The sequence below is a fragment of the Pseudomonas sp. NBRC 111139 genome (genome assembly GCF_001753955.1).
GTDB lineage: Bacteria > Pseudomonadota > Gammaproteobacteria > Pseudomonadales > Pseudomonadaceae > Aquipseudomonas > Aquipseudomonas alloputida.
Map to the genome: position 1 here is coordinate 79,792 of NZ_BCBP01000028.1, position 26,369 is coordinate 106,160.

General features: G+C 61.9%; 21 protein-coding genes. 11 read left to right on the forward strand and 10 right to left on the reverse strand.

The features are described 5' to 3' along the window. Window positions 1-192 precede the first annotated feature (192 nt). Both BJQ17_RS10765 and BJQ17_RS10770 read left to right on the forward strand, forming a co-directional pair. Window positions 193-1,248: a HEAT repeat domain-containing protein gene (locus BJQ17_RS10765; protein ID WP_004576565.1), complete on the forward strand. Its 1,056-nt coding sequence runs from the start codon at window positions 193-195 to the stop codon at window positions 1,246-1,248. Window positions 1,249-1,326: 78 nt separating this feature from the next. After that, complete coding sequence (locus tag BJQ17_RS10770) at window positions 1,327-2,943, forward strand: response regulator (RefSeq protein WP_070096023.1); 1,617 nt, start codon at window positions 1,327-1,329, stop codon at window positions 2,941-2,943. 6 nt (window positions 2,944-2,949) lie between these two features. Here BJQ17_RS10770 and BJQ17_RS10775 read toward each other — a convergent pair whose 3' ends face one another. Beyond that, entirely contained in the window at window positions 2,950-5,013 is a 2,064-nt protein-coding gene (locus BJQ17_RS10775; protein WP_083285041.1) for a PAS domain-containing sensor histidine kinase, read from the reverse strand. A gap of 193 nt (window positions 5,014-5,206) precedes the next feature. Here BJQ17_RS10775 and BJQ17_RS10780 point away from each other — a divergent pair, with 193 nt between their 5' ends. Next, on the forward strand, window positions 5,207-5,893 hold the full coding sequence (locus BJQ17_RS10780; protein ID WP_003253860.1) for a type 1 glutamine amidotransferase domain-containing protein: 687 nt from the start codon (window positions 5,207-5,209) through the stop codon (window positions 5,891-5,893). A 129-nt stretch (window positions 5,894-6,022) separates the two neighbouring features. Further along, entirely contained in the window at window positions 6,023-6,829 is an 807-nt protein-coding gene (locus BJQ17_RS10785; RefSeq protein WP_003253863.1) for a CSS-motif domain-containing protein, read from the forward strand. 23 nt (window positions 6,830-6,852) lie between these two features. Here BJQ17_RS10785 and hppD read toward each other — a convergent pair whose 3' ends face one another. Further along, the gene (gene hppD, locus BJQ17_RS10790; RefSeq protein WP_003253865.1) at window positions 6,853-7,929 is read right to left on the reverse strand and encodes a 4-hydroxyphenylpyruvate dioxygenase; all 1,077 of its coding nucleotides are present in this window, start codon (window positions 7,927-7,929) and stop codon (window positions 6,853-6,855) included. A gap of 298 nt (window positions 7,930-8,227) precedes the next feature. On the opposite strand from hppD, the gene BJQ17_RS10795 reads away from it, so the two are divergent. Both BJQ17_RS10795 and rarD read left to right on the forward strand, forming a co-directional pair. Then, window positions 8,228-9,814 (forward strand): cyclic diguanylate phosphodiesterase, encoded by a 1,587-nt coding sequence (locus tag BJQ17_RS10795; RefSeq protein ID WP_003253867.1) that lies wholly within the window; start codon window positions 8,228-8,230, stop codon window positions 9,812-9,814. 33 nt (window positions 9,815-9,847) lie between these two features. Next, window positions 9,848-10,735: an EamA family transporter RarD gene (rarD, locus tag BJQ17_RS10800; protein ID WP_003253870.1), complete on the forward strand. Its 888-nt coding sequence runs from the start codon at window positions 9,848-9,850 to the stop codon at window positions 10,733-10,735. On the opposite strand, the gene BJQ17_RS10805 is transcribed toward rarD, so the two are convergent. Then, window positions 10,698-12,269, reverse strand: a complete 1,572-nt coding sequence (locus tag BJQ17_RS10805; protein ID WP_003253871.1) for a TerC family protein — start codon at window positions 12,267-12,269, stop codon at window positions 10,698-10,700. The two genes, rarD and BJQ17_RS10805, sit on opposite strands and share 38 nt — an antisense overlap. A 292-nt stretch (window positions 12,270-12,561) precedes the next feature. On the opposite strand from BJQ17_RS10805, the gene BJQ17_RS10810 reads away from it, so the two are divergent. Beyond that, a complete protein-coding gene (locus tag BJQ17_RS10810) occupies window positions 12,562-13,143 on the forward strand; it encodes a LysE family translocator (RefSeq protein ID WP_003253874.1) in 582 nt (193 codons plus the stop codon). Here the strand turns inward: BJQ17_RS10810 and BJQ17_RS10815 are convergent. The 3 genes from BJQ17_RS10815 to BJQ17_RS10825 all read right to left on the reverse strand — a co-directional run bounded on the left by BJQ17_RS10815 (window position 13,108) and on the right by BJQ17_RS10825 (window position 16,506). After that, complete coding sequence (locus tag BJQ17_RS10815) at window positions 13,108-13,956, reverse strand: AraC family transcriptional regulator (RefSeq protein WP_003253877.1); 849 nt, start codon at window positions 13,954-13,956, stop codon at window positions 13,108-13,110. The genes BJQ17_RS10810 and BJQ17_RS10815 overlap by 36 nt on opposite strands. Window positions 13,957-14,003: 47 nt before the next feature. Beyond that, window positions 14,004-15,122, reverse strand: a complete 1,119-nt coding sequence (locus tag BJQ17_RS10820; RefSeq protein ID WP_070096024.1) for a glycosyltransferase 61 family protein — start codon at window positions 15,120-15,122, stop codon at window positions 14,004-14,006. 229 nt (window positions 15,123-15,351) lie between these two features. After that, window positions 15,352-16,506, reverse strand: coding sequence for a hypothetical protein (locus BJQ17_RS10825; RefSeq protein WP_070096025.1), 1,155 nt, complete (start codon window positions 16,504-16,506; stop codon window positions 15,352-15,354). Window positions 16,507-16,957: 451 nt separating this feature from the next. Here BJQ17_RS10825 and BJQ17_RS10830 point away from each other — a divergent pair, with 451 nt between their 5' ends. From BJQ17_RS10830 to BJQ17_RS10840, 3 genes are all read left to right on the forward strand, one after another. Next, window positions 16,958-18,577 (forward strand): NADP-dependent glyceraldehyde-3-phosphate dehydrogenase, encoded by a 1,620-nt coding sequence (locus tag BJQ17_RS10830; protein ID WP_003253882.1) that lies wholly within the window; start codon window positions 16,958-16,960, stop codon window positions 18,575-18,577. Window positions 18,578-18,687: 110 nt separating this feature from the next. Next, the gene (locus BJQ17_RS10835) at window positions 18,688-19,167 is read left to right on the forward strand and encodes a VOC family protein (protein WP_004577478.1); all 480 of its coding nucleotides are present in this window, start codon (window positions 18,688-18,690) and stop codon (window positions 19,165-19,167) included. 51 nt (window positions 19,168-19,218) lie between these two features. Then, a complete protein-coding gene (locus BJQ17_RS10840) occupies window positions 19,219-20,400 on the forward strand; it encodes a hypothetical protein (RefSeq protein ID WP_019751408.1) in 1,182 nt (393 codons plus the stop codon). A gap of 126 nt (window positions 20,401-20,526) precedes the next feature. Here BJQ17_RS10840 and ilvA read toward each other — a convergent pair whose 3' ends face one another. The 4 genes from ilvA to BJQ17_RS10860 form a co-directional block, all read right to left on the reverse strand. Next, on the reverse strand, window positions 20,527-22,086 hold the full coding sequence (gene ilvA, locus BJQ17_RS10845) for a threonine ammonia-lyase, biosynthetic (RefSeq protein ID WP_083285042.1): 1,560 nt from the start codon (window positions 22,084-22,086) through the stop codon (window positions 20,527-20,529). Window positions 22,087-22,266: 180 nt separating this feature from the next. After that, a complete protein-coding gene (locus BJQ17_RS10850; RefSeq protein ID WP_003253887.1) occupies window positions 22,267-22,698 on the reverse strand; it encodes a PACE efflux transporter in 432 nt (143 codons plus the stop codon). Window positions 22,699-22,941: 243 nt separating this feature from the next. Further along, complete coding sequence (locus BJQ17_RS10855) at window positions 22,942-24,240, reverse strand: ATP-binding protein (protein ID WP_004577476.1); 1,299 nt, start codon at window positions 24,238-24,240, stop codon at window positions 22,942-22,944. 6 nt (window positions 24,241-24,246) lie between these two features. Beyond that, complete coding sequence (locus BJQ17_RS10860) at window positions 24,247-24,948, reverse strand: response regulator transcription factor (protein WP_003253889.1); 702 nt, start codon at window positions 24,946-24,948, stop codon at window positions 24,247-24,249. A gap of 245 nt (window positions 24,949-25,193) precedes the next feature. Between BJQ17_RS10860 and BJQ17_RS10865 the strand changes: the two genes are divergently transcribed. After that, complete coding sequence (locus BJQ17_RS10865) at window positions 25,194-26,369, forward strand: efflux RND transporter periplasmic adaptor subunit (RefSeq protein ID WP_003253890.1); 1,176 nt, start codon at window positions 25,194-25,196, stop codon at window positions 26,367-26,369.

Consider the following 26,369-nt stretch of genomic DNA (forward strand, 5'->3'; position numbering starts at 1 on the left):
GTTGGCTCCTCCCCCAACCGTTTGCCCCGCAGGCCTTGGCCCGCGGGGCTTTTTTATGTTTGCCATCGTATTCACCCCAATACGCAGTGCATGGAATGCCACCTCAGGCCTGGCGAGCGGCGTGCCCGGTTCGGTTGCATTTACCCCCCGGCTGGCCCAAGCTCTGCCCTTCCCGCCGCCACGGATCGTCCGATGCCCAGACGCAACCGCTACCTGATCGCCCTGCTGTTGTCGATTCTGGTATCGGCCCTGTTCGGCTACCTGTGGCGCGACGCCCCGCCAACCCCGCCGACCTTGCCAGCACACAGCTACGCCAAGGCGCTGCGCCAGGCCCACGATGGCCAGCCCGGTGCCGCACGGGTGCTGTACCAGCAATTGCAACGTAACGACCTGCCTGCGATCCGCCGTGCGGCGCTCTACGATGAGTTGCCCAACTACCCCTCGCCGCAGGCATTGAAACTGGCCCGCCAGGACCTGGAAAATGCCGAGCCGCTGGTGCGTCGAGCGGCCATTGCCAGTATCCGCCGCCTGCTACCGCCAGCGCAGCGCAGCCTGGTACTCGGCCCGCTGCTGGACGACAGTGAGCAAAGCGTGCGTTTTGCCGCCGTGGATGCCCTGCTGGGCCTCGATCCCGACGCCATCGGCCTCTATTTCGGCCCCCTGCAGTCAGCCCTGGAGCAATACCAGCAAGCCCTGGAGCAACAGCCTGAAGATGCCGACGCCCAAGTGCACCTGGCGCGCCTGTACCTGCACGAAAACGACTACACGCAGGCCGCTGCGGCCTTGCAACGTGCGCTCGCGGTTGCCCCCGGCAACCTCGATGCCCTGGCAACTCAGGTACGCCTGCTCGAGCGCCAGGGCCACCACGACGCCTCCCGCCAGGTGCTGGGCAAAGCCCTGGCGCTGAGCCCCGACTCGGCCTTTCTGCAGTATGAGCTAGGGCTTTGGCTGAAGCGCCACGAACAGCACGAATATGCCTTGCTGGCCCTGTCCCGCGCCGTGGAACTGGACCCGGACAACGCCGATTACCGCTATACCCTGGCGGTCACTCTGCATGAGCTGGACCAGCCCGACGCCGCCCAGAAGCAACTGGAAACCGTGCTCAATCGCCAGCCAGCCAATCGCCGGGTACGGGTGCTGCTGATCCAGTACTGGAAAGAGTCCGGCCAACTGCAGAACGTGCAAGTTTCGTTAGCCGAGCTGGAGCGCCAGAACCCGGACGACCCTGCACTGCAACAGGGCCTGTAGGCAGTGCCTGGATTCAGTTGAACCCTGAGCCTGCGCCAGGGTCCAGTGGGTATCAGGCCACCCTAAAGGAGAGTCGTTTTGGCCAGTTCGTTGGCGCTGGATGAACGTGCCTTGATCCTCGCACCGCCACAACTGGCGGCGGATACCTCACGTCTGTTGACTTCCGCCGGCATCAACAGCCTCTGCGCGGTCGACCTGGCCAACCTGCAGGCGCGTCTGGCCGAAGGCGCAGGCTTGGCGATTATTGCCGAGCAAGTGTTCAGCCAAGGCCCAAGCGCCTTGCTGCAGGCATTCATCGACCAGCAACCGAGCTGGTCGGATTTGCCCATTGTGCTGCTGACCCAGGGCGCCTGGTCGGCCGCTGGGGTGAATCATCATCCAGTGGGCAATCTTCTCTGGCTGGTCACGCCCTACGAAAATGCCCAGTTGCTGCACATGACCCAGTCCGCGCTGCGCAATCGGCGGCGACAGTACGTGACACGTGACCAGCTCCATGGCATGCAGCAGCGCCTGGACAGCCGGCCTTCAACGCCGGAAGAAGAGCAGGACCGCGGTGAATTCGCCCGCTGCCAGACACGCAAGATGGAGGCCATCGGCCAACTGGCCGGCGGCGTCGCTCATGACTTCAACAACCTGCTCACCAGCATCAGCGGCAGCTTCGAACTCATCCAGCGGCGGCTGCGCCAAGGCCGCGGCGAGGGACTGGATGGCGTTCTGTGCATGGGCCGCGAGGCCGTTTCACGCGCCGCCCGCCTGACCCACCGCCTGCTGGCCTTCTCTTCCCGCCAATCGCTGCACAGCCAACGTATAGACCTGCCTACCTTGCTCAAGACAGAACGCCTGGAAGCTTGCCTGAGCCCGTCAATAACCCTGCAAGTGCACGCGGCCAAAGACCTGTGGCCCGTGGAGGCGGATGACCAGCAGTTGCAAGAGGCCCTCGACAACCTGCTGCTCAATGCCAGCGAGGCCATGCCCAACGGTGGCCTGCTACGCATCGAGGCGAACAATCATCACATCGCCACCGAGCAAGCTGCGGACGGCGCTTTGCGCACTGGCGACTATGTGCGCCTGCGAATCACCGACAGCGGCCAAGGCATGGCGCAAAGCACGCTGGAGCACGCCTTCGAACCCTTCTTCAGCACCAAGGCGACCGGCCAGGGCATTGGCCTGGGGTTGTCGATGGTGTACGGCTTCAGCAAGCAGTCCCATGGACATATCACCCTCAGCAGCGAGATTGGCCAGGGAACCCAGGTGGAGCTGTATTTGCCACGCCATGTTGACCAGGCCCTGCCATCCAGCAAGCCTGTGCCGGCCAGGCAAGACGGCTGCAGCCGACACGTGCTGATTGTCGAGGACGATCCCCATGTGCGCCAACTGCTTTGCCAGGCACTGGGCGAAAACGGCTTCCCCTGCCAAAGCGCAGCCGACGCCAACGAGGGACTGAAGGTGCTGCGCTCGGCACAACCGGTGGATTTGCTCATCACCGATGTGGGCTTGCCCGGCATGAACGGCCGGCAACTGGCAGAAATTGCCCGCAGCCTGCGGCCACAATTACCGGTGCTGTTCATCACTGGCTACGCGGAAACGGCCATGGCCCGCGAAGGCTTCCTGGGCGCAGGCATGCAGCTGATCTGCAAGCCGTTCGAGTTGCAGCAGTTACAGACGCGAGTGGCACAGATTCTAGGCAAGCCTTGAAGCGCTTTACACGTCAAGCATGCGTAGCGCCTCATCGGCAAGCAGCGCCAGCGAAAACGGCTTGTTCAACAATGCCGTGCCCGGCTGATCGAGCAATTGCGGTTCAATGGACTGATCCGCATATCCGGTAATAAACAGAATTTTCTGCTGTGCAAGCTGCATGCGCATGGCCTTGGCCACTTGCCGGCCACTGAACCCACCCGGCAAGCCGATATCGGTGATGACCAGATCGAAAGGGCCGCTATGGCGAAAGCGCTCCAGTGCGCTATTGGCATCGCCCACATCCGTGACGTCAAAACCACGCTCAGTCAGGTATTCACGCATGACCGCGCGCAGATCAAGCTCGTCATCCACCAGCAGCAGGCGCTCGCCCCGGGCCATGCGCTGCGACAGCAGTACCGGCGCGGGCTCATCCGGAACCGGCTCATGGCACCTGGGGAAAAGCATGGAAACCCTGGTGCCCTGCTCCGGCGCCGACTCGATCCAGGCATACCCGCCCGACTGACGGACGAAGCCATACACCATCGACAGGCCAAGCCCGGCACCACGCCCGAGAGGTTTGGTTGTGTAAAACGGTTCGAAAGCCCTGGCGATATCCGCCGCTGCCATGCCATGGCCATCGTCCTCGACATGCAAGGCCACATAGTCGCCTGGCGGCAAGCCCCCTTCATCCGGGAAAAAGGCGGTCAGCCGTTCGTTGACGCTGCTGAGGGTGACATTGCCCTGTTCCAGGCATGCTTCACGCGCATTGGCACACAAGTGGATCAAGGCATTCTCTAGCTGGGGTACGTCCAGGCTCACTGCCCAAGGTGCAACGTCCAGTTGCCAGTGCAAACGCATCTCTGCCCCCAGCGCCCGCAGCAACAGGGGTTCGCTCAGGCGTAACTGCCGACTGAAGTCCAGTGGCCGCGGGGCCAATGGCTGATGGCGGGAAAATGCGATCAACCGATGGGTAAGGTCCATGGCACGCTGCACCGCGTCGCGCGCAACGTCCACGTAGGCTTCCACACGCTCCAGCCGCCCCTCCTGCAGGCGCCGCTGCAGCAGTTCGAGGCTGCCACCGATACCGGACAGCAAGTTGTTCATTTCATGGCCCATGCCGCCCGCCAACTGGCCAACCACCTCCATACGCTCACTGTTGTGCATCAGCGCCTCTGCCTGACGCGCAGCCTCTTCACGGTCTGCGGTGATGTCCCGGCCAACCGCCGTCAGCAGGTTGCCGTCAAACCGTGCACTCCAGCGAAACCAGTGGTAGTGACCATCGCGGTGTCGCAGGCGGATCTCCAGCTGCTCCGCGTGGCTGCATTGGAACAGCCCGGACACTGCCAATCGTACTTCGGTACGCTCTGTCGGGTGCACCAGCTCCATCACCGACATCGCCTGCACCTGCTCTTGTGTCCAGCCCAGAATGCGGTACCAGGCAGGGTTGGCAGCATGCAATTTCAATTCAGGGGTGAGCATCATCATCGCTTCGCGCGACAGCAACCAGAACTGCTCTCGCTCGGCCACATGCTGCTCAACCTGGCGTTCAAAGCTCTGCACCTGCTCACGCCAATGGCGGTGGGCCTCGACGCTGGCCGTGGTCTCGATCACCGTATGCAGAAACCCCGCCACGTTACCGAGTTCATCGTGCAGGGGGGCATAACCGAATGCGCACCATAGTGGTTCGGCGCCTTCACTGCGGACGATACGCAGGGGTGGGTCCTCGACAAAATTCGAGTGGCCTTCCAGTGCCTTGAACACCCAGGGGCCCACTGCAGGCCAGATATCACTCCACAGGGTATCGAACGCCATGCCCAGCGCATCCGGTAATGCCCGCAACGCCCGGTAGCCATCGTTATGCACCACACACAGGTCCGCCCCCCAGACCACCGCACATGGGAAAGGTGACAAATGCATCATGTCCACGGCTATGCGCAACGAAGCAGGCCAGCGCGACAATGGCCCAAGCGAGGTACGCCACCAGTCGAACTGGGCTATCCGCTCCCCCATCGGCTCGATCGATGGCAAAACAGGCGACTGCAGGATGACCTGCGGCGCGGGCTCGCGTGGCTTACCGTTAGCGACCAATATCGTGACTCCAGCAATGCTCAGGGTTGACCACAGCGCCGCCAAGCCTGGCACGCTCGCCCGTGGATGGGTTCAAGTTAGCACAGCACGTCCCGCACACCATGGCGTACTTGCAGGTGGCAGCTATGCTATTTAGGTTTTCCCTCGGGCCAGGGAGCACCGGCCCATTCAGGTTGCCGATGGGAGCAGGGTCATGAGCAAGAAAATTTTGGTGGTGTTGACCAATACAGCGAAGTATCCAACCCTCAAACGGGCGACCGGGTTGTGGCTGGGTGAAGCCGTTCACTTTGTCGAGAAAGTCGAAAAGGCCGGCTACACCGTCGACTATGTCAGCCCACAGGGCGGTTACGTTCCCGTCGACCCGAAAAGCCTGCATATGGCCCCTGACCTGGACTGGCAGTGGTACGACGACAAGCGCTTCATGACGCGCCTGGGCAGTACCTTGGCCCCAGGGCAGGTGAAAGCCGATGAATACAGCGTCATCTATTACACCGGTGGCCATGGGGTGATGTATGACTTCGCGGAAAACCAGGCTCTGCAAGAACTGGCACGCAAAATCTACGAAAAAGGTGGCATTGTCGCAGCAGTCTGTCACGGCGTTGTCGGCCTGCTGAACATCAAGCTGAGTAACAACTGCCTGCTCCTCAAAGACCGCAAGGTGACCGGCTTTTCCAACATAGAGGAAAAACTGGTCGAATTGAACGACGTAGTGCCTTTCTTGACGGAGATCGAGCTTGTAGGTCGCGGCGGTAATTACAGCAAACATGATGAGCCGTGGAAGCCGTACGTGGTCGACGATGATAGGCTGATCACCGGGCAGAACCCCGCTTCTACCGCCATGCTGGCCGAGGCAGTGCTGAAAAAACTCAAGGGCAGTTAGCTACATCAAGGCGCTCGATTTCCTACCGCTTCAACTGCAGCCGGACTACAGCAGCCCGGTCAGCAAATACATAGGCTCAGGGCTCAGCTGTTCACCACGGACAGTTTCAGAGCGGAGAACTATTAGCCTATGTCGAAAATCATGCACGCGGGGCGCAGCATGGTGGAGCTGCTGCTGCTCATTGCAGTGGCGCTGGTGCCTGTGGTTTCCGGTTTGCTGGTGATGGCTTTCCAGCTGGAAGCGAAACTTGCGGAAAACGCCAGCATTTCCGTTCAGGAGGCGGTTTTCAGCGTCGACAATGCACTGGACAGAATGCACGAGACGGCCCTGCGCACCCTGCCATTTGCAGGGGAATCTTGCGATAACGTCAAAAGTGCCTTGCAGGACCAGGTTGCCATTCGCTCAATGGTCAGGTCGCTGACCTTGCTCAAAGACAATCAACCCTACTGCAGCACGGCTTCAGGTTCGCTGGAGCATTATTCATCCTTCGCGTCGTCCGGCCAGCGAGTCGCACTGTCCTACGGCCCTCCTGATACGCGTCAGAAGCTGCTGGTCGACTTTCACCAGAAGGGCAAAAGCAATAGCGTAATCGTCACCGCCTATGCCATGCAGATTCGCAACGAGCTGGATGGCTTTCTGGATGGGCTGACACTGCTGGTCGAATTTGGCGACCGCTACATATGGAGCAACGGTGACAGCCGTGACCTTGAGCGCCCTTCACAGTCCGAGTTCTTTACAAGCGCAATGTCGGCCAAGTATGGATACACGGTCAAAGGTGGCTACCCAGAGGGTTTCACCGCTCAGGAAATCCGCCAGTCGGTGCTGCAGATCGTCCCCTCGCTGATGCTGGTGGGGATCGTGACCGGCTCGATCGTCTACCTGGCCCTGTTCAGGGCACGTGCCAACAGACGGGGTACAGCCGCCGAACGAACATGACGACGACGGTACTCCAGGGGCGATCAGTCTGTGCTCAGCACGCCACGGCGTACCTGGTCACGTTCGATGGATTCGAACAGCGCCTTGAAGTTGCCCTCACCGAAGCCATCGTCACCTTTGCGCTGGATGAACTCGAAGAAGACCGGGCCAAGCAGGGTTTCCGAGAAAATCTGCAGCAGCAAGCGCTTGTCTTCGGGCTGCGAGGCGCCATCGAGCAGGATGCCACGCGCTTGCAGTTGGTCGACCGGCTCACCATGGCCAGGCAGGCGCTCTTCCAGCATTTCGTAGTAGGTTTGCGGTGGCGCGGTCATGAAGCGCATGCCCAGCCCCTTCAGGGCATCCCAGGTCTTGAGCAGATCATCAGTCAGGAAGGCCACGTGCTGGATACCTTCACCGTTGAACTGCATCAGGAACTCTTCGATCTGCCCTGCGCCCTTGGACGACTCTTCGTTGAGCGGGATGCGGATCATGCCATCAGGCGCAGTCATGGCCTTGGAGGTGAGGCCGGTGTATTCGCCCTTGATGTCGAAGTAGCGGATTTCACGGAAGTTGAACAGCTTCTCGTAGAACCCGGCCCAGTAGGCCATGCGCCCGCGGTAGACGTTATGGGTGAGGTGGTCGATGATTTTCAGGCCAGCACCCACCGGGTTGCGATCCACGCCTTCGATGAAGTTGAAATCGATGTCGTAGATCGAACTGCCTTCCTCGAAGCGGTCGATCAGGTAGAGCGGTGCCCCCCCGATACCCTTGATCGCAGGCAGGCGCAATTCCATCGGGCCGGTTTCGATTTCTACCGGCTGGGCGCCCAGTTCCAGGGCGCGGGCATAAGCCTCATGGGCATTGCGCACGCGAAAAGCCATGCCACATACCGACGGGCCGTGTTCAGCGGCGAAGTACGAAGCGATACTTTTGGGTTCATTGTTCAGGATCAGGTTGATGCCACCCTGGCGATACAGGTGCACATCCTTGGAGCGGTGGGTGGCCACTTTGGTGAAACCCAGTATCTGGAATACAGGCTCAAGTACGCCAGGGGTCGGCGAAGCCAGTTCGATGAACTCGAAGCCCATCAGGCCCATTGGATTGTCGAAGATATCAGCCATGTTCGTGTCCTCATCTGCTGCGAAAATTATAGATTGCGTAGGATGTGGAACAGAAACGGCGGTGAGCACGGGATACCGCGCACGCTGCGGGCGAGGAAGTCACCTATGATCAGCTTGAACCCATGGTATGTCATATGGACCCATTCTCGGCGGGCTTGATCCTTCGGAGGTGAAGGACCTTATTGTTGTATTCGTAAATCGATTCTACATTGCGTAAAATGGTTTGTCGCGTTTTAGTTGCTCGTACGCGGCGACAAACGGCTATCCTCTCGTTTTACGCCATGATAGTCAGGTCAGCATGCCCCTTACCGCCAAACGCCGCGCCGCACTCAGCTGGCGCACGCTCTTGCCTTGGGTCGTCGGCGTGCTGCCGGTTATGTGCGGCCTGGCCGTGATGAACTGGCAGGTCGAGCGTGAAATGCAGGCCAGCAGCCACGCCACCACCCGCCAGGCGTTGGAGCACGTCGAACACATCCTCGACAACCTGTCCCGTGCCGCCAATTCGCTACTTCCACTGACTGACAGCCCATGCGAGCAGGTCAAGCTCATGCTACGGGCCCAGGTTACCCGCAATGCCTTCGTGCGCTCGACCAACCTGTTCAGGCACAACAACCTGTATTGCACCTCGCTGTTCGGCGAGTTCGACGAACCGGTCAATCCTGGCGATTACGTCGACGGCAAGTTATGGCTGATGGACGGCAACTCGGTTACGCCGGGCCACCCGCTGCTGGTCTACCGTGCCAGCGACGGCGACCACGGCGCAATCACCACGGTGGACGGCGACCACCTGCTAACAGCACTGCGCCTGATCGGCCCCGATGAAGAACTGCAAATCCGCGTGGGCGACGCCTGGATGGGCAAGGACGGCGTGGTCCACAAAGGTGTCTCCCCTGCCGCCCCCAGTGCCAACGTGCTGATAGGCTCAACGCGTTACCCTTTCAGCGTGCAGGGCGGCTACAGTGCCGACAAGCAAGGCCAACTGTTGCGCAGCCACTACCCTGGCCTGCTCAGTCTGTTGCTGGTACTGGGTGCCCTGGCAGCGCTGGCGTGCCGCTGGCAGATTCGCCGCGCCACCTCACCGCGTGCCGAACTGGACCGTGCCCTGCAGGCCGATGAATTCCTGCCGTATTTTCAGCCGGTGGTGCGCAAGGGCGATTACCGCTGGGCCGGTGCGGAAGTGCTGATGCGCTGGCACCACCCACGAGAAGGCCTGGTTCGCCCCGACCTGTTCATCCCCTATGCCGAACACAGCGGGCAGATTGTCGCCATGACCCGCGCGCTGTTGACACATACCGCGCAAAGCCTGGCGCCTTATGCCGGGTTGTTGGAAGACGGCTTCCATATTGGTGTCAACATCACCGCTGACCACTGCCGCGACCTCAGCCTGCTGGATGACTGTCGCACGTTCCTGCAGCACTTTCCGCCCGGCCGGGTGGTGCTGACCCTGGAACTGACAGAGCGCAAGCTGATCGAGCCCACCCCGGTCACCCTTGAGTTGTTCGAAAAGCTGCATGCCATGGGCGTGATGATCGCCCTCGACGACTTCGGCACCGGCCAGTCGAGCCTCAACTACCTGCGGCAATTCAAGGTCGACTACCTGAAGATCGACCAGAGCTTCGTTGCCATGATCGGCGCCGATGCGCTGTCAGTGCACATACTCGAGAGCATCATTGAACTGTCAGGAAAGCTGGACCTGGGCATCGTCGCCGAGGGTGTTGAAACCGACATGCAGCGCGACTACCTGGCCAAGCATGGGGTGGACTTCCAGCAGGGTTACCTGTTCGCCAGGCCCATGCCAGCCGCCCAGTTCCTCGCAGCCTTGGCCACCCGCCCGGGCGCAACGCAGTTGCCGCAAGATGCGCCCCCTGAGATCATGCGCGGCTGATCAACCCGCTCAATTCCCGTATTCGAGGCATTCGTGTCAAAAGGCATTGTTTCATCGGTCATGGCGTCCTGCCTGTTCGCTGTGATGTACTTCTATACCTCCCTGCTCAAGCCACTCGATGGCGAAGAAATCTTTGGCTGGCGCACCCTGCTGACACTGCCCTGCCTCACCTTGTTCATGCTTGTCTCGAAAGACTGGAAGCGGGTGGGCGAACTGATGGGCCGGGTAAAACGCACGCCGGTGCTGTTGCTCGGCATGGTCGGCACGTCCTGGCTGATGGGGGTGCAACTGTGGCTGTTTCTCTGGGCGCCCCTGCATGGGCGCAGCCTGGAAGTGTCGATGGGTTACTTCCTGCTGCCACTGGCCATGGTCCTGACCGGGCGGCTGGTCTATGGCGAGCGCCTGTCACGCCTGCAGACGGTAGCCGTGGCCTGCGCCGCACTGGGCGTGGGCCACGAGCTGTACCAAAATGGCAGTTTTGCCTGGGAAACCCTGCTGGTAACGATCGGCTACCCGGTCTACTTCGTGCTGCGCCGACGCTGCCGCACCGACCACCTGGGCGGCCTGTGGTGCGACATGTGCCTGCTGCTGCCGTGGGCGCTGTACTTCGTGATCCAGAGCCCACTTTCCAGCGCTGACCTGCAAGCACACCCCGGGCTGTATGTGTTGGTGCCGATCCTTGGCGCGATCAGCGCGTCGGCGCTTATCGCCTACGTGCTGGCCAGCCGCATGCTGCCATTCAGCCTGTTCGGCCTGCTCAGCTACGTCGAACCCGTGCTGCTGGTGGGCGTGGCGTTGCTGCTGGGCGAAACCATCGGCCCGGATCAGTGGCTGACCTACCTGCCAATCTGGGCCGCAGTACTGGTGCTGGTGCTTGAGGGCTTCAAGCACCTGCTACGTCAGCGTCGCCGTTCGGTGTAAGCCGAACCTGACGTACCCGTCGCTCTTCAACCGCCTCCACGGTCAGCATCCAGCCATTCCAGGCTAGCCGGTCACCGACCATCGGCAGGCGGTCGAGCAAGCTCATCACCAGGCCCGCAAGGGTCTGGTAATCCTCGGTAGCACGGGCACTGAAGCCAGTACGCGCCTGCACCTGGCTGAGGTTCAGCGCGCCGCTGACCACAAAGCCTTCCCCTTCCTGGACGATGCCCGGGCCTTCAATTTCACTGGCATCCGGCAGCTCACCGGCAATCGACTCAAGGATGTCGGTCATGGTCAACAGCCCGGTGAAGTCACCGAACTCGTTGACCACGAAGGCAATATGGGTCGACTGGCCACGCATTTGCTCCAGGGCATTGAGGATGCTGAAGCTCTCCAGCAGGTTCAACGGCGCCCGGGCCATGCTTTCCAGGTCGGGCTGGCTGCCCGAGAGCAGTTCCTTCAGCAGTTCCTTCTTGTGCACAAAGCCCAGGGGCTCGTCCACGCGACCATCGCGAATCAGCGGCAGGCGCGAGTACGGCGAATTGGCCAGGGCCTGGGCAATGGCGTCGGCCGGTTGCGCCAGGTCGATCACATCAACCTCGGCACGGGCAGTCATCACCGTACGAATCGGCCGCTCGGCCAGGTTCAGCACGCCGCTGATCATGACCCGCTCACGGCGGTCGAACAGCACCTGCTCGCCGCCACCTTCGACCAGATCGGCAATCTCCTCGCCGACCTCGTCAGCCTCGACCCGGCGGCCGCCCAGCAGGCGCAGCACGGCATGGGCAGTGCGTTCACGCAACGGCTTGTGCTGTTGCAGGCTGCGCTTGCGACGGGCGCGCGCCAGCTGGTTGAACAGCTCGATCAGGATCGAGAAGCCGATGGCCGCGTACAGGTAGCCTTTCGGGATATGGAAGCCCAGGCCTTCGGCGGTGAGGCTGAAACCGATCATCATCAGGAAGCCCAGACACAGCATGATCACCGTGGGGTGGGCGTTGACGAAGCGGGTCAGCGGCTTGCTGGCAACGATCATGATACCGATCGAGAAGATCACCGCGATCATCATCACGGACAGCTCATCGACCATGCCCACCGCCGTGATCACGGCATCCAGCGAGAATACCGCGTCCAGTACCACGATCTGGGCAACGATCGGCCAGAACGCGGCATGGCGCAGCGTGCCACTGGCCTGGCTCACGTGACCTTCCAGGCGTTCGTGCAGCTCCATGGTGGCCTTGAACAGCAGGAACACACCACCGAACAGCATGATCAGGTCACGGCCAGAGAAGCTCTTGCCGAACACTTCGAACAGCGGCGCGGTAAGGGTGACCATCCACGAAATGCTGGCCAACAGGCCCAGGCGCATGATGAGCGCCAGGCTCAGGCCAATGACCCGCGCGCGGTCGCGCTGATGGGGCGGCAACTTGTCGGCAAGGATGGCGATGAACACCAGGTTGTCGATACCCAGCACCAGCTCGAGGACAATAAGCGTCAACAGGCCTAGCCAGGCCGTGGGGTCGGCTAGCCATTCCATTAGCGGGTACTCACGTGGGACACGTCACAAGGACGGGAGAAGGATGGCCAGAAAGGCCGAAGACTGGGGGGCTCCGCGAAGGTGCTCATATAGACCTTGATAACAAATTGGGAGAACGATGCTACAAGCACAGCAGGTTTCTGTTGTAGCGCAAAACTATTACAAAACCTGTAACGACCCTGCAACGCCCTATCGCCCCGCGGGAGCGCGTCGTGCGCGGGTACTTTTGTTCAATACATCAGACCGTCGGCGACGCGAGGATGACGCCTCTCCAACCACGTGGATCTTCCTCATGAGCCTGTACCTGTCCATGGCCGCTTTCGCCCTTGCGGCCTCGATCTCCCCCGGCCCGGTCAACATCGTCGCCCTTGGTAGCGGTGCCCGCCATGGCCTGCGCGCCAGCGTTGCACATGTCGCCGGCGCCACGCTGGGGTTCTGCCTGTTGCTGGTGCTGGTCGGGCTGGGCCTGCATCAACTGCTGCTTCGCTGGCCTTTGCTGGGCCTGATGTTGCACTGGGGCGGGGTGGCGTTTCTGCTGTACATGGCGTGGAAGCTGGCCAGTGACGACGGTAACCTGAACAACGCACAGCCTACCCAAGCCCCATCAGCCTGGCACGGCGCAGCAATGCAGTGGCTGAACCCCAAAGCCTGGTTGGCAGCCGTTGCCGGGGTGGGTGCCTACACCGGTGGTGAACAGCACTTGCTGTGGCTGTTTACCTGGATCTACGGGCCGATCTGTTTCATCTCAGTGGCCTGCTGGGCCTGGGCCGGCAGCGTGATTCGCCGGTACCTGGACAACCCACGTCACCTGCGCATGCTCAATCGGAGCCTGGCCGTGTTACTGGTTGCCAGTGCGGTTTACCTGATCCTTTAAGGCATGCACGGCTCCTGCAGGAGCACCGAGGCTAGCGACAGCATTTCTGTAATGCCCCGGTGTCGCCGCCAGGTGCTGTTTGAATGCCCGCTGCAGGTGTGCCTGATCAGCGAACCCGGCCTCCTGTGCAACTTCAGCAATTGAACGGCCCTGGCGCAACTGCGCCCGGGCCAGTTGTACACGCTGGTCTAGCAGGTAACCATGCGGCGTCAGGCCGAAGCGTTGGCGAAAGGCACGAATCAGGTAGGAACGGGACAGGCCGCAAGCCCCGCAGATGTCTTCGAGGCTGAGCGGGTCACTGCGGTGGGCGCGTATGAAAGCAGCCGCTGCATCCAGCCGTGGATTGCCCTGGTCAATCTCGCTGGCATTACGGGCAAGCATGCCCGGCAGCTCGCTGAACAGGGCCGCCAGGCGGGTTTCCCGATCAGGCAGCCTGGCGTCGAACAGGTCGGCAAAGGCCTGCAACAGCCGCCCGTACAACACAGGTGAGCGGCTCCAGGTCTGCGTTGGCAGGGTAAAACCCACTGCCTGCAACCAAGGCTGATCGACGAACAGCATCAGGTAAGACCAGGGTTCCCCGGCAACAGGGTTGCAGGTATGCACCACGCCCGGGTTCATCAACACGGTGGTACCCGCCCCCACCTCAACGCACTGGTCACTGTTGATGTAAGTGCTACGTCCCCCCGTGATCACCCCGATGGAGAAGCTCTCGTGAGAGTGCGCGGCGTAGCACACCTTGCGCCCGTCCCCTACCCGTCGGGCTTCGACGAACGGCAAGGCAGGGTCGCGCCAAAACCGTGATACCTCGATCATCCTCTACTGCCCTGCCCGCCGCGGATCCATGCACCGATACTACACACTTATCGTGGGAACAGATCCAACGTGCGCTCCACTTCGTCAATATCGATCCTGAAACCATCGCCTTCCGGCAGGCCCACCACAAAGCCAAAATGCTGCTGGTCACGATCCGTCAGGTATTTGTAGTAACTGACGAAACGGTTCGGCGGCTGCAAAGTCAGCAGGCAGCCTCCAGCCTGCAGCACATTCACGCCATGCACCAACTGGCTACCCTCCACCCCGATGACCACTTTAGCCCCGGCGCAGGCCGCGATAATGCTCGGCACATCGGACTTCAGCGGGTTGACGATGCGAAAACCGCGGGTAGTACGCAAGTGTTCGGCAAGCTCCAGCTCGTTGCGCAACAGGCGCAGGTCACCATCACCGCCCCGCAACAGGAAAACCCCCGGGTGCTGCGTGTACGACACATGCGAGAGCAGCTTGTCACCCATGGCTCGGTAGCGAGCATGCCGGCTGCGGTTGTTGCTCTGGTCATCGAACAGCACCAGCTCACGGAAGAACGCACTGCGCAGGCGCAAAGGCTTCATGTCCAGCCAGTCTTCATAGGCCGGTGCCTGGGTAAACAGCGGATACCTGGCAGACGGGGCGGTGGTCACCGGGATGCCCTCGTTGCAGGCCAGCGCGTAGGTCGGACAGTCTTCCATCAACCAGGTGCCGAACCAGGCGTTACCGTTTTGCGTGCAGTAGATTGCAGCGCGGTCGATTTCATGGTCGATGAGGATGGTCGGGAAGGTACTCGGCTTCTGTGACAGCCAATGGCTGGCTTTGCCCTTGTACAACGCCCCCTCGACCAGCCATACATCCTTGATCAAGTAGCCACGGGTTGGCCCTTGCAATGTGTTGACGCCCCCCTCCATGGTCTGCGCCGGGTGCACGTAGGGGTAAAACCGCTTGCCTTCCCAGCCCGTTACCCGCTCCAGCTGGCCAGGCAGGAAAATGGCTGGCGGTGAAACCGTGGCTTCGCCCGGGGCGATGTCCCAGCACTTGGTGGCGACGCTCTTGAGATCGGTCGCCGCTTTTCCACCCAGCCGTTTGCGCGCCATGTGGCGGTAGGCGGCCAAGGTCCAGCTGTGTTGCCTGGCTGCGGGCGATGCACTGAACTGCGAGATGTCGCTTCCCATGAAGCGTCCTCCCTTGATGGCGAAGTGTGGAGCCCGGCGCTAGGCGCTGTACGAAAAGTCTTGAGACGCAGGTCAGGCAAGGCGAAAACAGCCGAGGAACGGCCGGGGTCGCGCCCGACTGTACTGGAGTACATGAGCATTCCGAGGCGGTTTTCAACGCAGCATGAACAAGTATCAAGGCTTTTCTTACAGCGCCTAGGCGCCAGATCAAAGCATCCCTGGCAGTTACTCAATTGCTCGTGACTCTTTCCATGGTGGGCGGTGATTGCAAGCTGGCGTAACGGCTGCGCAACGTTTGCACAAACGGTTCGCCTGCCCCGCTGCCGCCATAGAGATAAATCTTGTGCAGGCCACCAAACACCATTTCGTGATAGCGACTGGCAACTTCCTCATCGCTTGGGCCATCCGGGAGCCCCAGATGCAACGTCAGCTTGTCGCCTTCGACCGCGAACATCGGCGTATCCCACAAGAACTTTGCCGTACCGGTCTTGGGCAGGCGGACAAACAGGTACGCATGGTTACCCAGCGAATCGATATCACCACCGCGGCGGCGCTTCCACTTCAGCAGGCCGTCGTCCGGGCGCGCCAGACACAGGCCGATGTCGTAATAATCGAAGCCCTGCTCCAGTGCCCATTCAAGCGCCATGAAGGTGGTGATCGAATTCACCTCGCGCAGTTTCTTCGCATCGGAAAACACCGCCTCGCAATAGCCAAAGCGCAACGTGCTCCAGTAACGCTTGCCGCCGCGAACCACTTCACACCCCAGGTGACAGCCGATCACTTCATCGCCCAACATGATCAAGTCAAGCCGGCCGACACTCTTGGCAATACGGAACACCTCTTCGGTAGGAAACTGCGCGGCATGAATGCCCTGCCGGGCCGAAGCATAAGGGCGCAGCAGATCCCGGTCGGCCATGGCGATTTCTTCGTCCGAAAGGGCTTGGCGCATGTGATACAGCGGCCGGTTCTTGCGAATGCTGCGCCGCAGTTCGCTGTCGTAGCGGGCCGTGATGTCTTCCAGAGGGCGCCCCAGCGGCACCACGGCGCTCAGGTAGTGCGGCACTGACAGCGACCCCGACGTGGGCATTTCGCTGATGACCACGACGTGGCTGGCAGCCGCCGTGGCACTTGCACCGTCCACGATCGAGGCGCTGCCCTGGCCCTTGCCCCCAATCAGCAGCTTGGCCATTTCCCGTTGCTGCTTGCGGCCGATGTAGAGGATTTCGTACGGGCTCTCCTGTTGCGGGCGAAACCTGGCGACTTCCCAACGCCAGAGACAGGCACGCGCCATCATTTCTCGCATTTTGCTGGCCAGCAGCCTGATTTCGTAGCGCATGGAGGGCGACAGGAGCTTGCGCGCCACAGTCGTCAAGGTCTTTTTCATTTCTTCTTCGACGTCCTTTTGAAGTGCACTATTGGCCAATCGGAAAAAGAGAAAAATCCAGCAAAAACACTTAACACTTTGATTTTTATAGTATGGCTTGCAACTTTCTTATCACATTCAGTAACAATTTAAGATGCCTGCAAACGCTTTGGCAAGCGGCTTCTGGCTGACTTTAGATCAAGTTTCATGGCGTCAAGTTCCCCGCATCAAACCGACGCTCAACAACACATTTGCTATAACCGTGCCCATCAAGCTCCGCTGGCCACTTCGCTATCCATGAATAACCTTTGACGACTTGCATCAACGTCTCTCAGGCCGCTGACGGATTGCCGGGCAGGCATGGGTGGCCATGTTGAGCCAGACTGGTGTTTTTCCGACACCCAGTGCATGCTCGCAGCTGAAACGATTCAACTGACTTGAAAACCGCCCTTTGATGTGAGGTGCAGTACCCATGGACCGTTTGCTCGATTCACTCTTCCCCAGCGCCGAGAACATCCCGGAAACCTGGCGTCTGGGAGCCCCACTGGAACAACGCGACTACCTGGTCAACGGTGAGCTCAGGCGCTGGGACGGCCCGTTGGCCACGGTGCGCAGCCCGGTGTGGCTCAAGCAAGGCGACGAAGAGCATCAGGTCATATTGGGCAGCGCCCCGCTGCTGGATGCCGAGACCGCGCTGACCGCCCTCGATGCTGCCGTGCAGGCCTATGACAAAGGCCGTGGCGCCTGGCCGAACATGCGCGTGGCCGAGCGTATCCAGCATGTGGAATCCTTCCTTGCCCGCATGCGTGAACAGCGCCAGGCCGTGGTCAAGCTGCTGATGTGGGAGATCGGCAAGAACCTGAAGGATTCAGAAAAGGAATTCGACCGCACCTGCGACTACATCGTCGACACCATCAACGCCCTCAAGGACCTGGACCGCCGCTCCAGCCGCTTCGAGCTGGAACAAGGCACCCTCGGCCAGATCCGTCGCGCCCCACTGGGCGTGGCCCTGTGCATGGGGCCTTACAACTACCCGCTGAACGAGACCTTCACCACGCTCATTCCGGCGCTGATCATGGGCAACACGGTGGTGTTCAAGCCGGCCAAGTTCGGCGTACTGCTGATCCGCCCCTTGCTCGAAGCGTTCCGCGACAGCTTCCCGGCAGGCGTGATCAATGTCATCTATGGACGCGGCCGGGAAACGGTGAGCGCGCTGATGGCCAGCGGCAAGGTCGATGTATTCGCCTTCATCGGCACCCACAAGGCCGCCAGCGACCTGAAAAAACTGCACCCACGCCCGCATCGTCTGCGCGCCGCACTGGGCCTGGACGCCAAGAACCCGGGCATCGTGCTGCCCCAGGTCGACCTCGACAACGCTGTCGAAGAGGCCGTCACCGGGGCGTTGTCGTTCAACGGCCAGCGCTGCACGGCACTGAAGATCCTGTTCGTGCATGAGGATGTGGTCGAGGCCTTCCTCGACAAGTTTCAGCGCAAATTGGCGGCGCTCAAGCCCGGCATGCCGTGGGAACCTGGCGTGGCGCTGACACCATTGCCCGAGCCTGGCAAGGTCGACTACCTCGATGGCCTGGTTGCCGATGCGACGGAAAAGGGCGCGCGCGTGCTCAACGAAAATGGCGGGCACAGCCGCGGCTCATTCTTCTACCCGGCCTTGCTGTACCCGGTCAGCCGGGAAATGCGCGTGTACCACGAGGAGCAGTTCGGCCCGCTGGTACCGGTGGTGCCCTACCGCGACCTGCAGACAGTGATCGACTATGTGCTGGACTCCGACTACGGCCAGCAACTGAGCCTGTTCGGCAACGACCCGGCCACCATCGGCAGCCTCGTCGACATCTTCGCCAACCAGGTCGGGCGCATCAACATCAATGCTCAGTGCCAACGCGGGCCGGACACCTACCCGTTCAACGGCCGCAAGAACAGCGCCGAGGGCACGCTCTCGGTGGATGACGCTTTGCGTGTGTTCTCCATCCGGACACTGGTCGCCACCCGCTTCCAGGAGGCCAACAAAGCGCTGATCAGCGAGATCATTCGCAACCGCCAGTCAAGCTTCCTGACCACCGACTACATCTTCTGACCGCCGCGCTTATAGACAATCGATCTAGCGTCACTGTCGATTTTCCATCTGGGCGAACGACTCTAAGCAACAGGGCGCCTTTCGGCGCCCATTGCACAGGAGAGTCGAACATGGCAGTCAAACCCATCCCCGAAGGCCAGCACAGCATCACGCCCTACCTGGCCATCAACGACGCCGCCAAGGCCATCGAGTTCTACAAGCAAGCCTTTGGCGCGAAGGAAATGTTCCGCCTCGATGCCCCGGGCGGTCGCGTTGGCCATGCCGAACTGAGAATCGGCGATTCGTCGCTGATGCTGGGCGACCCCTGCGACATGGAAGGCGGCCTCACCGCCAGCCAGAAGCTCAGCGGTGCGGGTGTTGGCCTGCACTTGTATGTTGAAGACTGCGACAAGGTCTACGCCCAGGCCCTGGCCGCCGGGGGCATCCAGTTACATCCCTTGACCGACCAGTTTTACGGTGACCGCAGCGGCACCCTGAAAGATCCGTTCGGCAACATCTGGTTCGTGTCCACCCACAAAGAGGACCTGACCCCCGACGAGATTCGTGCCCGCGCCGCGAAGATGTTCGGCGGCAGCCAAGCGGCGAGTTGAAAGCCGCGCGACTTTGCTTGAAGCTTGAGGCTCGTAGCTTGGAGCTGCTTCATGCGAATCATCGACAAAACCGCCACCCAGGTGCGCAGCCTGACCCCCGCTGAAGAGGAACTGCTGGTCGGCTTTGCCACCGGCAGCCTCACCGGCCCGCGCCTGCTACAGGCCAACCAGCTACTGATGAAAGTGCGCAACGCCAACCAGTGGCTGGCTTGCGACTGCCGCAACGATGCCTTGCCGGTGCTCAACGTCACCCTCAACGGCAGCACCGGTACGCTCTTCCTCAAGAACAACCCGGGCACTGCCGAGCACGCGCCAGGCTGCCCGTTCACCAAGGACGAGCGGGAAGCCGCCGAACGCGAAAACGACCCCGCACCACCCGCCGCCTGGCTGCCACCCGACACCCCCTTGCGCCTGATCAGCGACTTCCGTGCTGGCACGGCCGGCGCCGTCGGTGATGGCAACGACAGACGCGAACAGCAGCGCCTGCTGTCACTGCTGCTGACCTGGATTGAAACCAGCGGGCTCAACCTTTACGCCACCCACCTGAAAAAAGACCTGACCACGCAGTTTGCCGAGTTGCGCAGCGTGGCCAGCCGCTATCCGCTGCTGGAGCGGGTGCCCGCCAGCAACTACCTGGAAACCCGCCTGGACATGAAGCACATGATGATGCTCAAGTCCCGTCTGCGCGAGGCCTCTGTGTTTGGCAACCACCGCCGCCACGGCCTGCTGTTGGACTGCGTCGACCAGATCAAAGGGCGCAAGCTGCTCAACAACCGCAGCGAGGAAGGCTTCGACTTCCAGGGGCATCACCTGTACTGGGGCGGAAGCCGCACCACTGGGCCGTTGCTGGCGTTGATGATCTACTCGCCGACCAGCGCCGGCAGCCATTTCTATGAGTTGATCCATGTGGCCAGTGTGCCCGTGCTGTCGCGCGCGCACCTGTTCCCGGTGTACCGCGATGAAGAACGCGAGCCGCTCAAGGCATTGGTGTCGCTGATCGACTGGATGGCCAGTAAAGGGGTGAAAGTGCAGATGCGTCGCCCCGTGATCGGTGGGCAGGTGATGGATGAACTGGTGCTGACCTCGGACCAGGACCGGGTGTTGTCAGTGTCGCTGCTGGAACAGCCCATCGGCCCCGAGCCGGATACCGAGAACTTCAAGCGCTACGCCGACTTCAAAAGCCTTGAAACGTTCCGCAAGTTCGTTGCCGGCTTTTTCATGCGCGAGCGTTGAAACCCACGCGTTGGCTCGCGCAGTTTCTTGCAGGAGATCGCCCTGCCCTTTGGACGGGGCGATCACGCTGCGAACAAAGGCGGCAAGCAAGCGGCTAGACACGCCTGCATTGGCCACACAGGTGCCTCAGCCCAGGAACAGCTTGTACGCCGGGTTGTCAGTCTCGTCCCAATACCGGTACCCCATCTCGTCCAGCGTCAACGGCAAGCTCGCCAATTCGTCCGCTGGCACTTCCAAAGCAGCGAACACCCGCGCCTCCGCCGCACCATGGTTGCGGTAATGGAACAGGCTGATGTTCCAACGTTTGCCCAACCGCTCCAGAAACCCCAGCAACGCCCCTGGCCGTTCGGGAAACTCGAAGCGCAGGACCCGCTCATCAGCCCCTGACGCGGCATGCCCGCCCACGGTATGGCGCACATGCAGCTTTGCCAGCTCGTTGTCGGTCAGGTCCAGCACGCTGTACCCCTGCTCCCGCAAGCTGGCCAGCAACTGCTCACGCGGGTCGTGCACCGGGTGGGTCTGCACGCCCACGAACAGGCGCGCCTCCTTGCCAGGGTAGAAGCGGTAGTTGAATTCGGTGATCTGCCGCTTGCCCAGTGCCTGGCAAAAGGCCCGGAAGCTGCCCGGCTGTTCCGGAATTGTCACGGCGATGATCGCCTCGCGCTGCTCACCCAGCTCGGCCCGCTCGGCCACGTGGCGCAAGCGGTCGAAATTGACGTTGGCCCCGGAGTCGATGGCCACCAGGGTCTGCCCCTGCACACCTTCACGCGCCACGTACTTCTTGATCCCGGCAACGGCCAAGGCCCCGGACGGCTCGGTGATCGAACGGGTGTCGTCGTAGATATCCTTGATCGCCGCGCACAGCTCGTCACTGCTCACCGTCACCACCTCGTCGACGAAGTGGCGGCACAGCTCGAAGCAATGGGCGCCGATCTGCGCCACCGCCACGCCGTCGGCAAAGGTGCCGACCTGCGGCAGGATCACGCGTTCGCCGACGGCCATGGCAGCCTGCAGGCAGTTGGAATCCACCGGTTCGACGCCGATCACCTTCACGTCAGGGCGCAGGTACTTCACATAGGCGGCGATCCCGGCGATCAACCCACCACCGCCCACGGGCACAAAGATCGCGTCCAGCGGCCCCGGGCGCTGACGGAGGATCTCCATGGCCACGGTACCCTGCCCGGCGATCACATCCGGGTCATCGAACGGTGGCACGAAGGTGGCGCCTTCGCTGTCGGCCAGCTTCAGTGCATGGGCCAGCGCATGCGGGAAGCTCTCGCCATGCAGCACCACATGCCCGCCGCGCGAACGCACGCCTTCCACTTTCAACGATGGCGTGGTGGTGGGCATGACGATCGTTGCTTTGATACCCAGATGCGATGCCGCCAAGGCCACGCCCTGGGCATGGTTGCCCGCCGAAGCGGTGATCACCCCGCGCTCACGCTGCACATCGGTCAGACGCGACAGGCGGGTGTAGGCACCGCGGATCTTGAACGAAAACGTAGGCTGCAGGTCTTCGCGCTTGAGCAACACCTGGTTGCCCAGGGCGGCAGACAAGGCCGGGGCCGCTTGCAGGGGCGTTTCGATGGCCAGGTCGTACACCGGCGCGGCAAGAATGCGCCGCACCTGCTCCGACAGCAGTTGCTGGGGGGTGACGGTAGTACGAGGGACACTGAAGCTGGTCATCGATGACTCCTTGGCTGTTTTTACGTTGCCCAGGAGTCAGAGAGAAAAAACCCGCCTCCAGGGCGGGTTCGGTGCACGTACGCGCTAGCCCGCCAAGCTGATAATGGCGGTAATAATAATGGCGTTCACGTGCGGGAATGTGTTCATGGGTAGGAACTTAGCCTGCCTCGCAGCCAGAAGTCAACACTTGGCCTGCTGCGCCGAAAGCGGCACATCGAACACCTTGTCGAAGCCCCACTGGAAGACAAAGGCGTAAACGAAGAAGAACACGAACAGCGCCAGGTTGGTCAGCAGTGCCGCCCACAGGCTCACGTCCAGCCAGTACGCCACCAGCGGCAGCAGAATCACCACCAGCCCACCCTCGAAACCCAGCGCATGCAGCAGGCGCCGCAAGAAGGTGCGCTCACGCTTGTGCTGGCGCGCTTCCCAACGTTCGAACACCCAGTTGTAGCCCATGTTCCAGCTCATCGCGATACCCGACATCAGCACCGAGAGCACGGTCGACTGCGCCATGCCGGCGCCGAACGCCAGCTCCAGCGCAGGCGCCACACAGGCGACGGCGATGGCCTCATAGAGAATGGCCTGGACGATCTTGCGGGCCTTGCCTTGCATGTTCAGCTCCCTGAATAAACGACCTGTAAAGCTACAAGATGTAGCCCCCAAGAAAAAGCCCGAACGCTGGACAACTTCGCGCTTGGCTGCCCGGCTGTGAGGTGAAGCGTTCGCGATAGGCGTTGAAGGGCTGGACCCGCTGGGGCCGAGCAGCGCGTGGCGGCGCCGTCCCTGCCCAGGTGTTGCAGGAAGCCAAGACCGCTTTGCGTTGTGATCACGCCAGCTGGCAGAACAGGCGAAACATCATCCGGCGGGCAAACGAATCCTGAACTGCGCCCCACCCAGCGCCGACTGCGCCAGGGTCAAGGTGCCACCCTGCCCCTCGATTGCCCGACGGCTGATGGCCAACCCCAGGCCAAAACCACCGGTGTTGCGATCGCGACTGCGGTCCAGACGGTAGAACGGCTGGAACACCCGCTCGCGCTCCTCCACAGGGACGCCAATCCCGTCATCCTCCACCGTCAGCAAGCAGGCGCCATCGGCTTCCAGGCGCAAGCGCAGCAACAGGCTTTCATCGCAATAGCGCATGGCATTGCGCACCAGGTTCTGCACCGCGCGCGCCGTCAGCCGCGGGTCCAGTACAAAGCGCGGCAACTCACCCTCGGCCCGCACTTCCCAATGGATACCCCGGCCATCGAGCTCCTCGGCAAAGCCGCCAAGCACACTGTCGACCAGCTCCAGCAGCGATACCTCCACCCGCTCCCGCGCCTGATCGGCGTTGTACAACCGGCTGTAGGACAGCAGCTCCAGCACCAGTTCATCCAGCTCGCGCACATGCCCGACCAGCTCCAGCAGGCGCTTGCGGCTGGCTGGCGGCACTTCGTCGAACAGCAGCACCAGGCCGAAGTCCAGCCGGGTCAGTGGCGTGCGTAACTCGTGCGATACCGCATTGAGCAGTTCACGCTGCTGGTTGACATGGCGTTCCAGGTCACTGGCCATGGTGTCGAATACCCCGGCCAGCTCACCAATGTTGGAGTGAGGCGAAATGTGCGTACGCTCAGCCATCTGCCCCTGGCCCAGGCGCCGAGCGGTCTCCTTGAGGCGCTCCAGATCACGCCAGTGCGGCCATACCCACAGCAGCAGGCAGCCCAGCATGGCTGCACCAATCAATACGGTCACGCCCCACGACAGCACGTTGATGTCCAGCGGGTCCGGCGGGGAATGCAGGCGTACCAGCCACTCCTTGTCCAGCGGCGCCAGCACCGTCTCGTAATAGCCCCACTCGGCAATGCGCACTGCGTACAGCCCCTGCGCCAGGCGCGCCTGCTCCTCATCGCTCAAACCGGCCTGATCCCTGCGCAGCAGCTGCAGCTCCAGCGGCGCGAAATCACTGGCCAGTTCCTGCTCCACCGCTGGCCACTGCTCGCGCGGGGCCTGGCGGAACTGGCGCACGATCAACGCCTGTACGCCCTTGGCCTGGTCCAGGTTGTAGGCCATGAACCGGTCGCGGAACAGGCCGACAATGGTGTCAGGGATGAACAGCAATGCGCCGGCGTAGGCGACGATGATCACCAGGTACAACCGCACCAGGATCTTGAGCATGGCCGATCAGCACTCCCACTCGACACGGCTGAACAGGTAGCCCTTGCCCCACACGGTCTTGATCTTGCGCGCTTCGCCGGCGTTGTCGTCGAACTTGCGCCGCAGTTTGGAAATGGCCACGTCAACGGAGCGATCGGTGCCATTGAACTCAATGCCACGCAGTTGTTGCAGGATACGGTCGCGGTTCATCACCTCACCGGCATTGCGCGCCAACACCACCAGCAGGTTGTACTCGCCGCTGGACAGCTCCACCTCCTCGCCGCGCCAACTCACCGTGCGCTCGGCCAGGTCGATGCGCAGGCCACCAATCAGGATCAGGTCGTTTTCCAGGCGCGGTTCGTTGACACTGCTGCGGCGCAGCAGCGTGCGCACGCGGGCCAGCAGCACGCGTGGCTCACAGGGTTTGGTCACGTAGTCGTCGGCCCCCATTTCCAGGCCAAGCACCTGGTCATGGCTGTCGTCGCGGGCCGTCAGCATGAGGATTGGCAGGGTCTGCGACTCCTGGCGCAGCAGCCGGCACAGCTGCAGGCCATCGATGCCCGGCAGCATCAGGTCAAGGATGACCAGGTCAGGCCTTTGCCGACGGTACTCGTCCAGCACATGATCGCCCCGGGCGATCACCTGGACATGGAAGTCGTTGCGTTGCAGGTAGCTGGCGATCAGCTCGGACAGGGCGCTGTCGTCCTCGACCAGGAAAATGTTCGGCATAGGTGCTTGGGCGTCTGGGTTGAAGTAAGCCTGTGGCGAGCACTTCGCGGGTAAACCCGCTCCTGCAGGTCCCCGTAGGAGCGGGTTTACCCGCGAAGTGCTCGCCACAGGCCCATGCAGAATATAGAACCCAACCACTCGACAGGATCATTCTTCACACTTTTTCACACTCGCCCTACAGGTATTAACAGCCGCTCAGCCAGCGTCTGCCTTAGCATATACACGGTCATCATCGGAAGATCCGCATGCCTACTACCCTCTCCCCGTGCCTGCGCCCGTTGGCGCTCATGGCATTGCTGAGCCTGTCCCTGGCCGGTTGCAGCGACAGCGCCGAGCCAGACGAACAGGCACCCACTGCGCAAGTGCGCGTGGAAACCCTGCAACTGCAGCCACTGGCCATCAGCAGCGAACTCAGCGGCCGTATCCTCGCGCCACGCACCGCCGAAGTGCGTGCGCGGGTCGCAGGCGTGGTGCTCAAGCGGGTGTACCGCGAGGGCAGCGACGTCAAGCAGGGTGATGTACTGTTCCTGATCGACCCGGCACCGTTCAAGGCCGACCACGACAGCGCCCGCGCCACGCTGGCCAAGGCCGAGGCCACCCGGTATCAGGCGCGCCTGCAAGAGCAGCGCTACCGCGAGCTGGTCGACGACAAAGCCGTCAGCCGCCAGGAATACGACAACGCCAAGGCCAGTTTCCTGCAGGCCGATGCCGAAGTGGCCGAAGCCAGGGCGGCGCTGGAGCGCGCCCGGCTGAACCTCGGCTATGCCACCGTGACCGCGCCGATCTCCGGCCGTATCGGCCGCGCCCAGGTCACCGAAGGCGCGCTGGTCGGGCAAAACGAAACCACCCCGCTGGCGACCATCCAGCAGCTGGACCCGATCCATGCCGATGTTACCCAGTCTACCCGCGAGCTCAACGCGCTGCGCCGCGCCCTGCGCGCTGGCGAATTGCAGCAGGTGGGCGACGGCCAGGCACGCGCCACACTGATCCAGGATGACGGCAGCGCCTACCCGCTGCCGGGCAAGCTGCTGTTCTCCGACATCAGTGTCGATCCCAGCACCAACCAGATCACCCTGCGCAGCGAGTTCCCCAACCCGGACCTCGACCTGCTGCCTGGCAGCTACGTGCGGGTACGCCTGGAGCAAGCGGTGCAACCCAAGGGCCTGAGCGTGCCGCAACGCGCCATCCTGCGTGACAGCGCCGGTGTGCCGAAGGTGCTGGTGGTAGACCAGCACGCCCGGGTCAGCGACCGCCAGGTTGTACTGGGCAGCGCCCAGGGCGACCGCTGGGTCGTCAGTGAGGGCCTGGCGGCCGGCGAGCGGGTGGTGGTCGAAGGGCTGCAGCACATCAAGGCCGGTGACCAGGTGCAGGTCGACAACGCACCCGCTGCCCCGCCCATCGCACAGCATACCGGCCAGTGA

What these genes read in the sequence shown, in the direction of transcription:
- BJQ17_RS10825 (WP_070096025.1), bottom strand. Translation starts at nt 16,506, where the DNA reads ATGAAAAAGACCTTGACGACTGTGGCGCGCAAGCTCCTGTCGCCCTCC.
- BJQ17_RS10820 (WP_070096024.1), bottom strand. Translation starts at nt 15,122, where the DNA reads ATGGGAAGCGACATCTCGCAGTTCAGTGCATCGCCCGCAGCCAGGCAA.
- BJQ17_RS10765 (WP_004576565.1), top strand. Translation starts at nt 193, where the DNA reads ATGCCCAGACGCAACCGCTACCTGATCGCCCTGCTGTTGTCGATTCTG.
- BJQ17_RS10810 (WP_003253874.1), top strand. Translation starts at nt 12,562, where the DNA reads ATGAGCCTGTACCTGTCCATGGCCGCTTTCGCCCTTGCGGCCTCGATC.
- BJQ17_RS10795 (WP_003253867.1), top strand. Translation starts at nt 8,228, where the DNA reads ATGCCCCTTACCGCCAAACGCCGCGCCGCACTCAGCTGGCGCACGCTC.
- hppD (WP_003253865.1), bottom strand. Translation starts at nt 7,929, where the DNA reads ATGGCTGATATCTTCGACAATCCAATGGGCCTGATGGGCTTCGAGTTC.
- BJQ17_RS10840 (WP_019751408.1), top strand. Translation starts at nt 19,219, where the DNA reads ATGCGAATCATCGACAAAACCGCCACCCAGGTGCGCAGCCTGACCCCC.
- BJQ17_RS10785 (WP_003253863.1), top strand. Translation starts at nt 6,023, where the DNA reads ATGTCGAAAATCATGCACGCGGGGCGCAGCATGGTGGAGCTGCTGCTG.
- BJQ17_RS10815 (WP_003253877.1), bottom strand. Translation starts at nt 13,956, where the DNA reads ATGATCGAGGTATCACGGTTTTGGCGCGACCCTGCCTTGCCGTTCGTC.
- BJQ17_RS10855 (WP_004577476.1), bottom strand. Translation starts at nt 24,240, where the DNA reads ATGCTCAAGATCCTGGTGCGGTTGTACCTGGTGATCATCGTCGCCTAC.
- BJQ17_RS10865 (WP_003253890.1), top strand. Translation starts at nt 25,194, where the DNA reads ATGCCTACTACCCTCTCCCCGTGCCTGCGCCCGTTGGCGCTCATGGCA.
- BJQ17_RS10835 (WP_004577478.1), top strand. Translation starts at nt 18,688, where the DNA reads ATGGCAGTCAAACCCATCCCCGAAGGCCAGCACAGCATCACGCCCTAC.
- BJQ17_RS10830 (WP_003253882.1), top strand. Translation starts at nt 16,958, where the DNA reads ATGGACCGTTTGCTCGATTCACTCTTCCCCAGCGCCGAGAACATCCCG.
- BJQ17_RS10860 (WP_003253889.1), bottom strand. Translation starts at nt 24,948, where the DNA reads ATGCCGAACATTTTCCTGGTCGAGGACGACAGCGCCCTGTCCGAGCTG.
- BJQ17_RS10780 (WP_003253860.1), top strand. Translation starts at nt 5,207, where the DNA reads ATGAGCAAGAAAATTTTGGTGGTGTTGACCAATACAGCGAAGTATCCA.
- BJQ17_RS10850 (WP_003253887.1), bottom strand. Translation starts at nt 22,698, where the DNA reads ATGCAAGGCAAGGCCCGCAAGATCGTCCAGGCCATTCTCTATGAGGCC.
- ilvA (WP_083285042.1), bottom strand. Translation starts at nt 22,086, where the DNA reads ATGACCAGCTTCAGTGTCCCTCGTACTACCGTCACCCCCCAGCAACTG.
- BJQ17_RS10805 (WP_003253871.1), bottom strand. Translation starts at nt 12,269, where the DNA reads ATGGAATGGCTAGCCGACCCCACGGCCTGGCTAGGCCTGTTGACGCTT.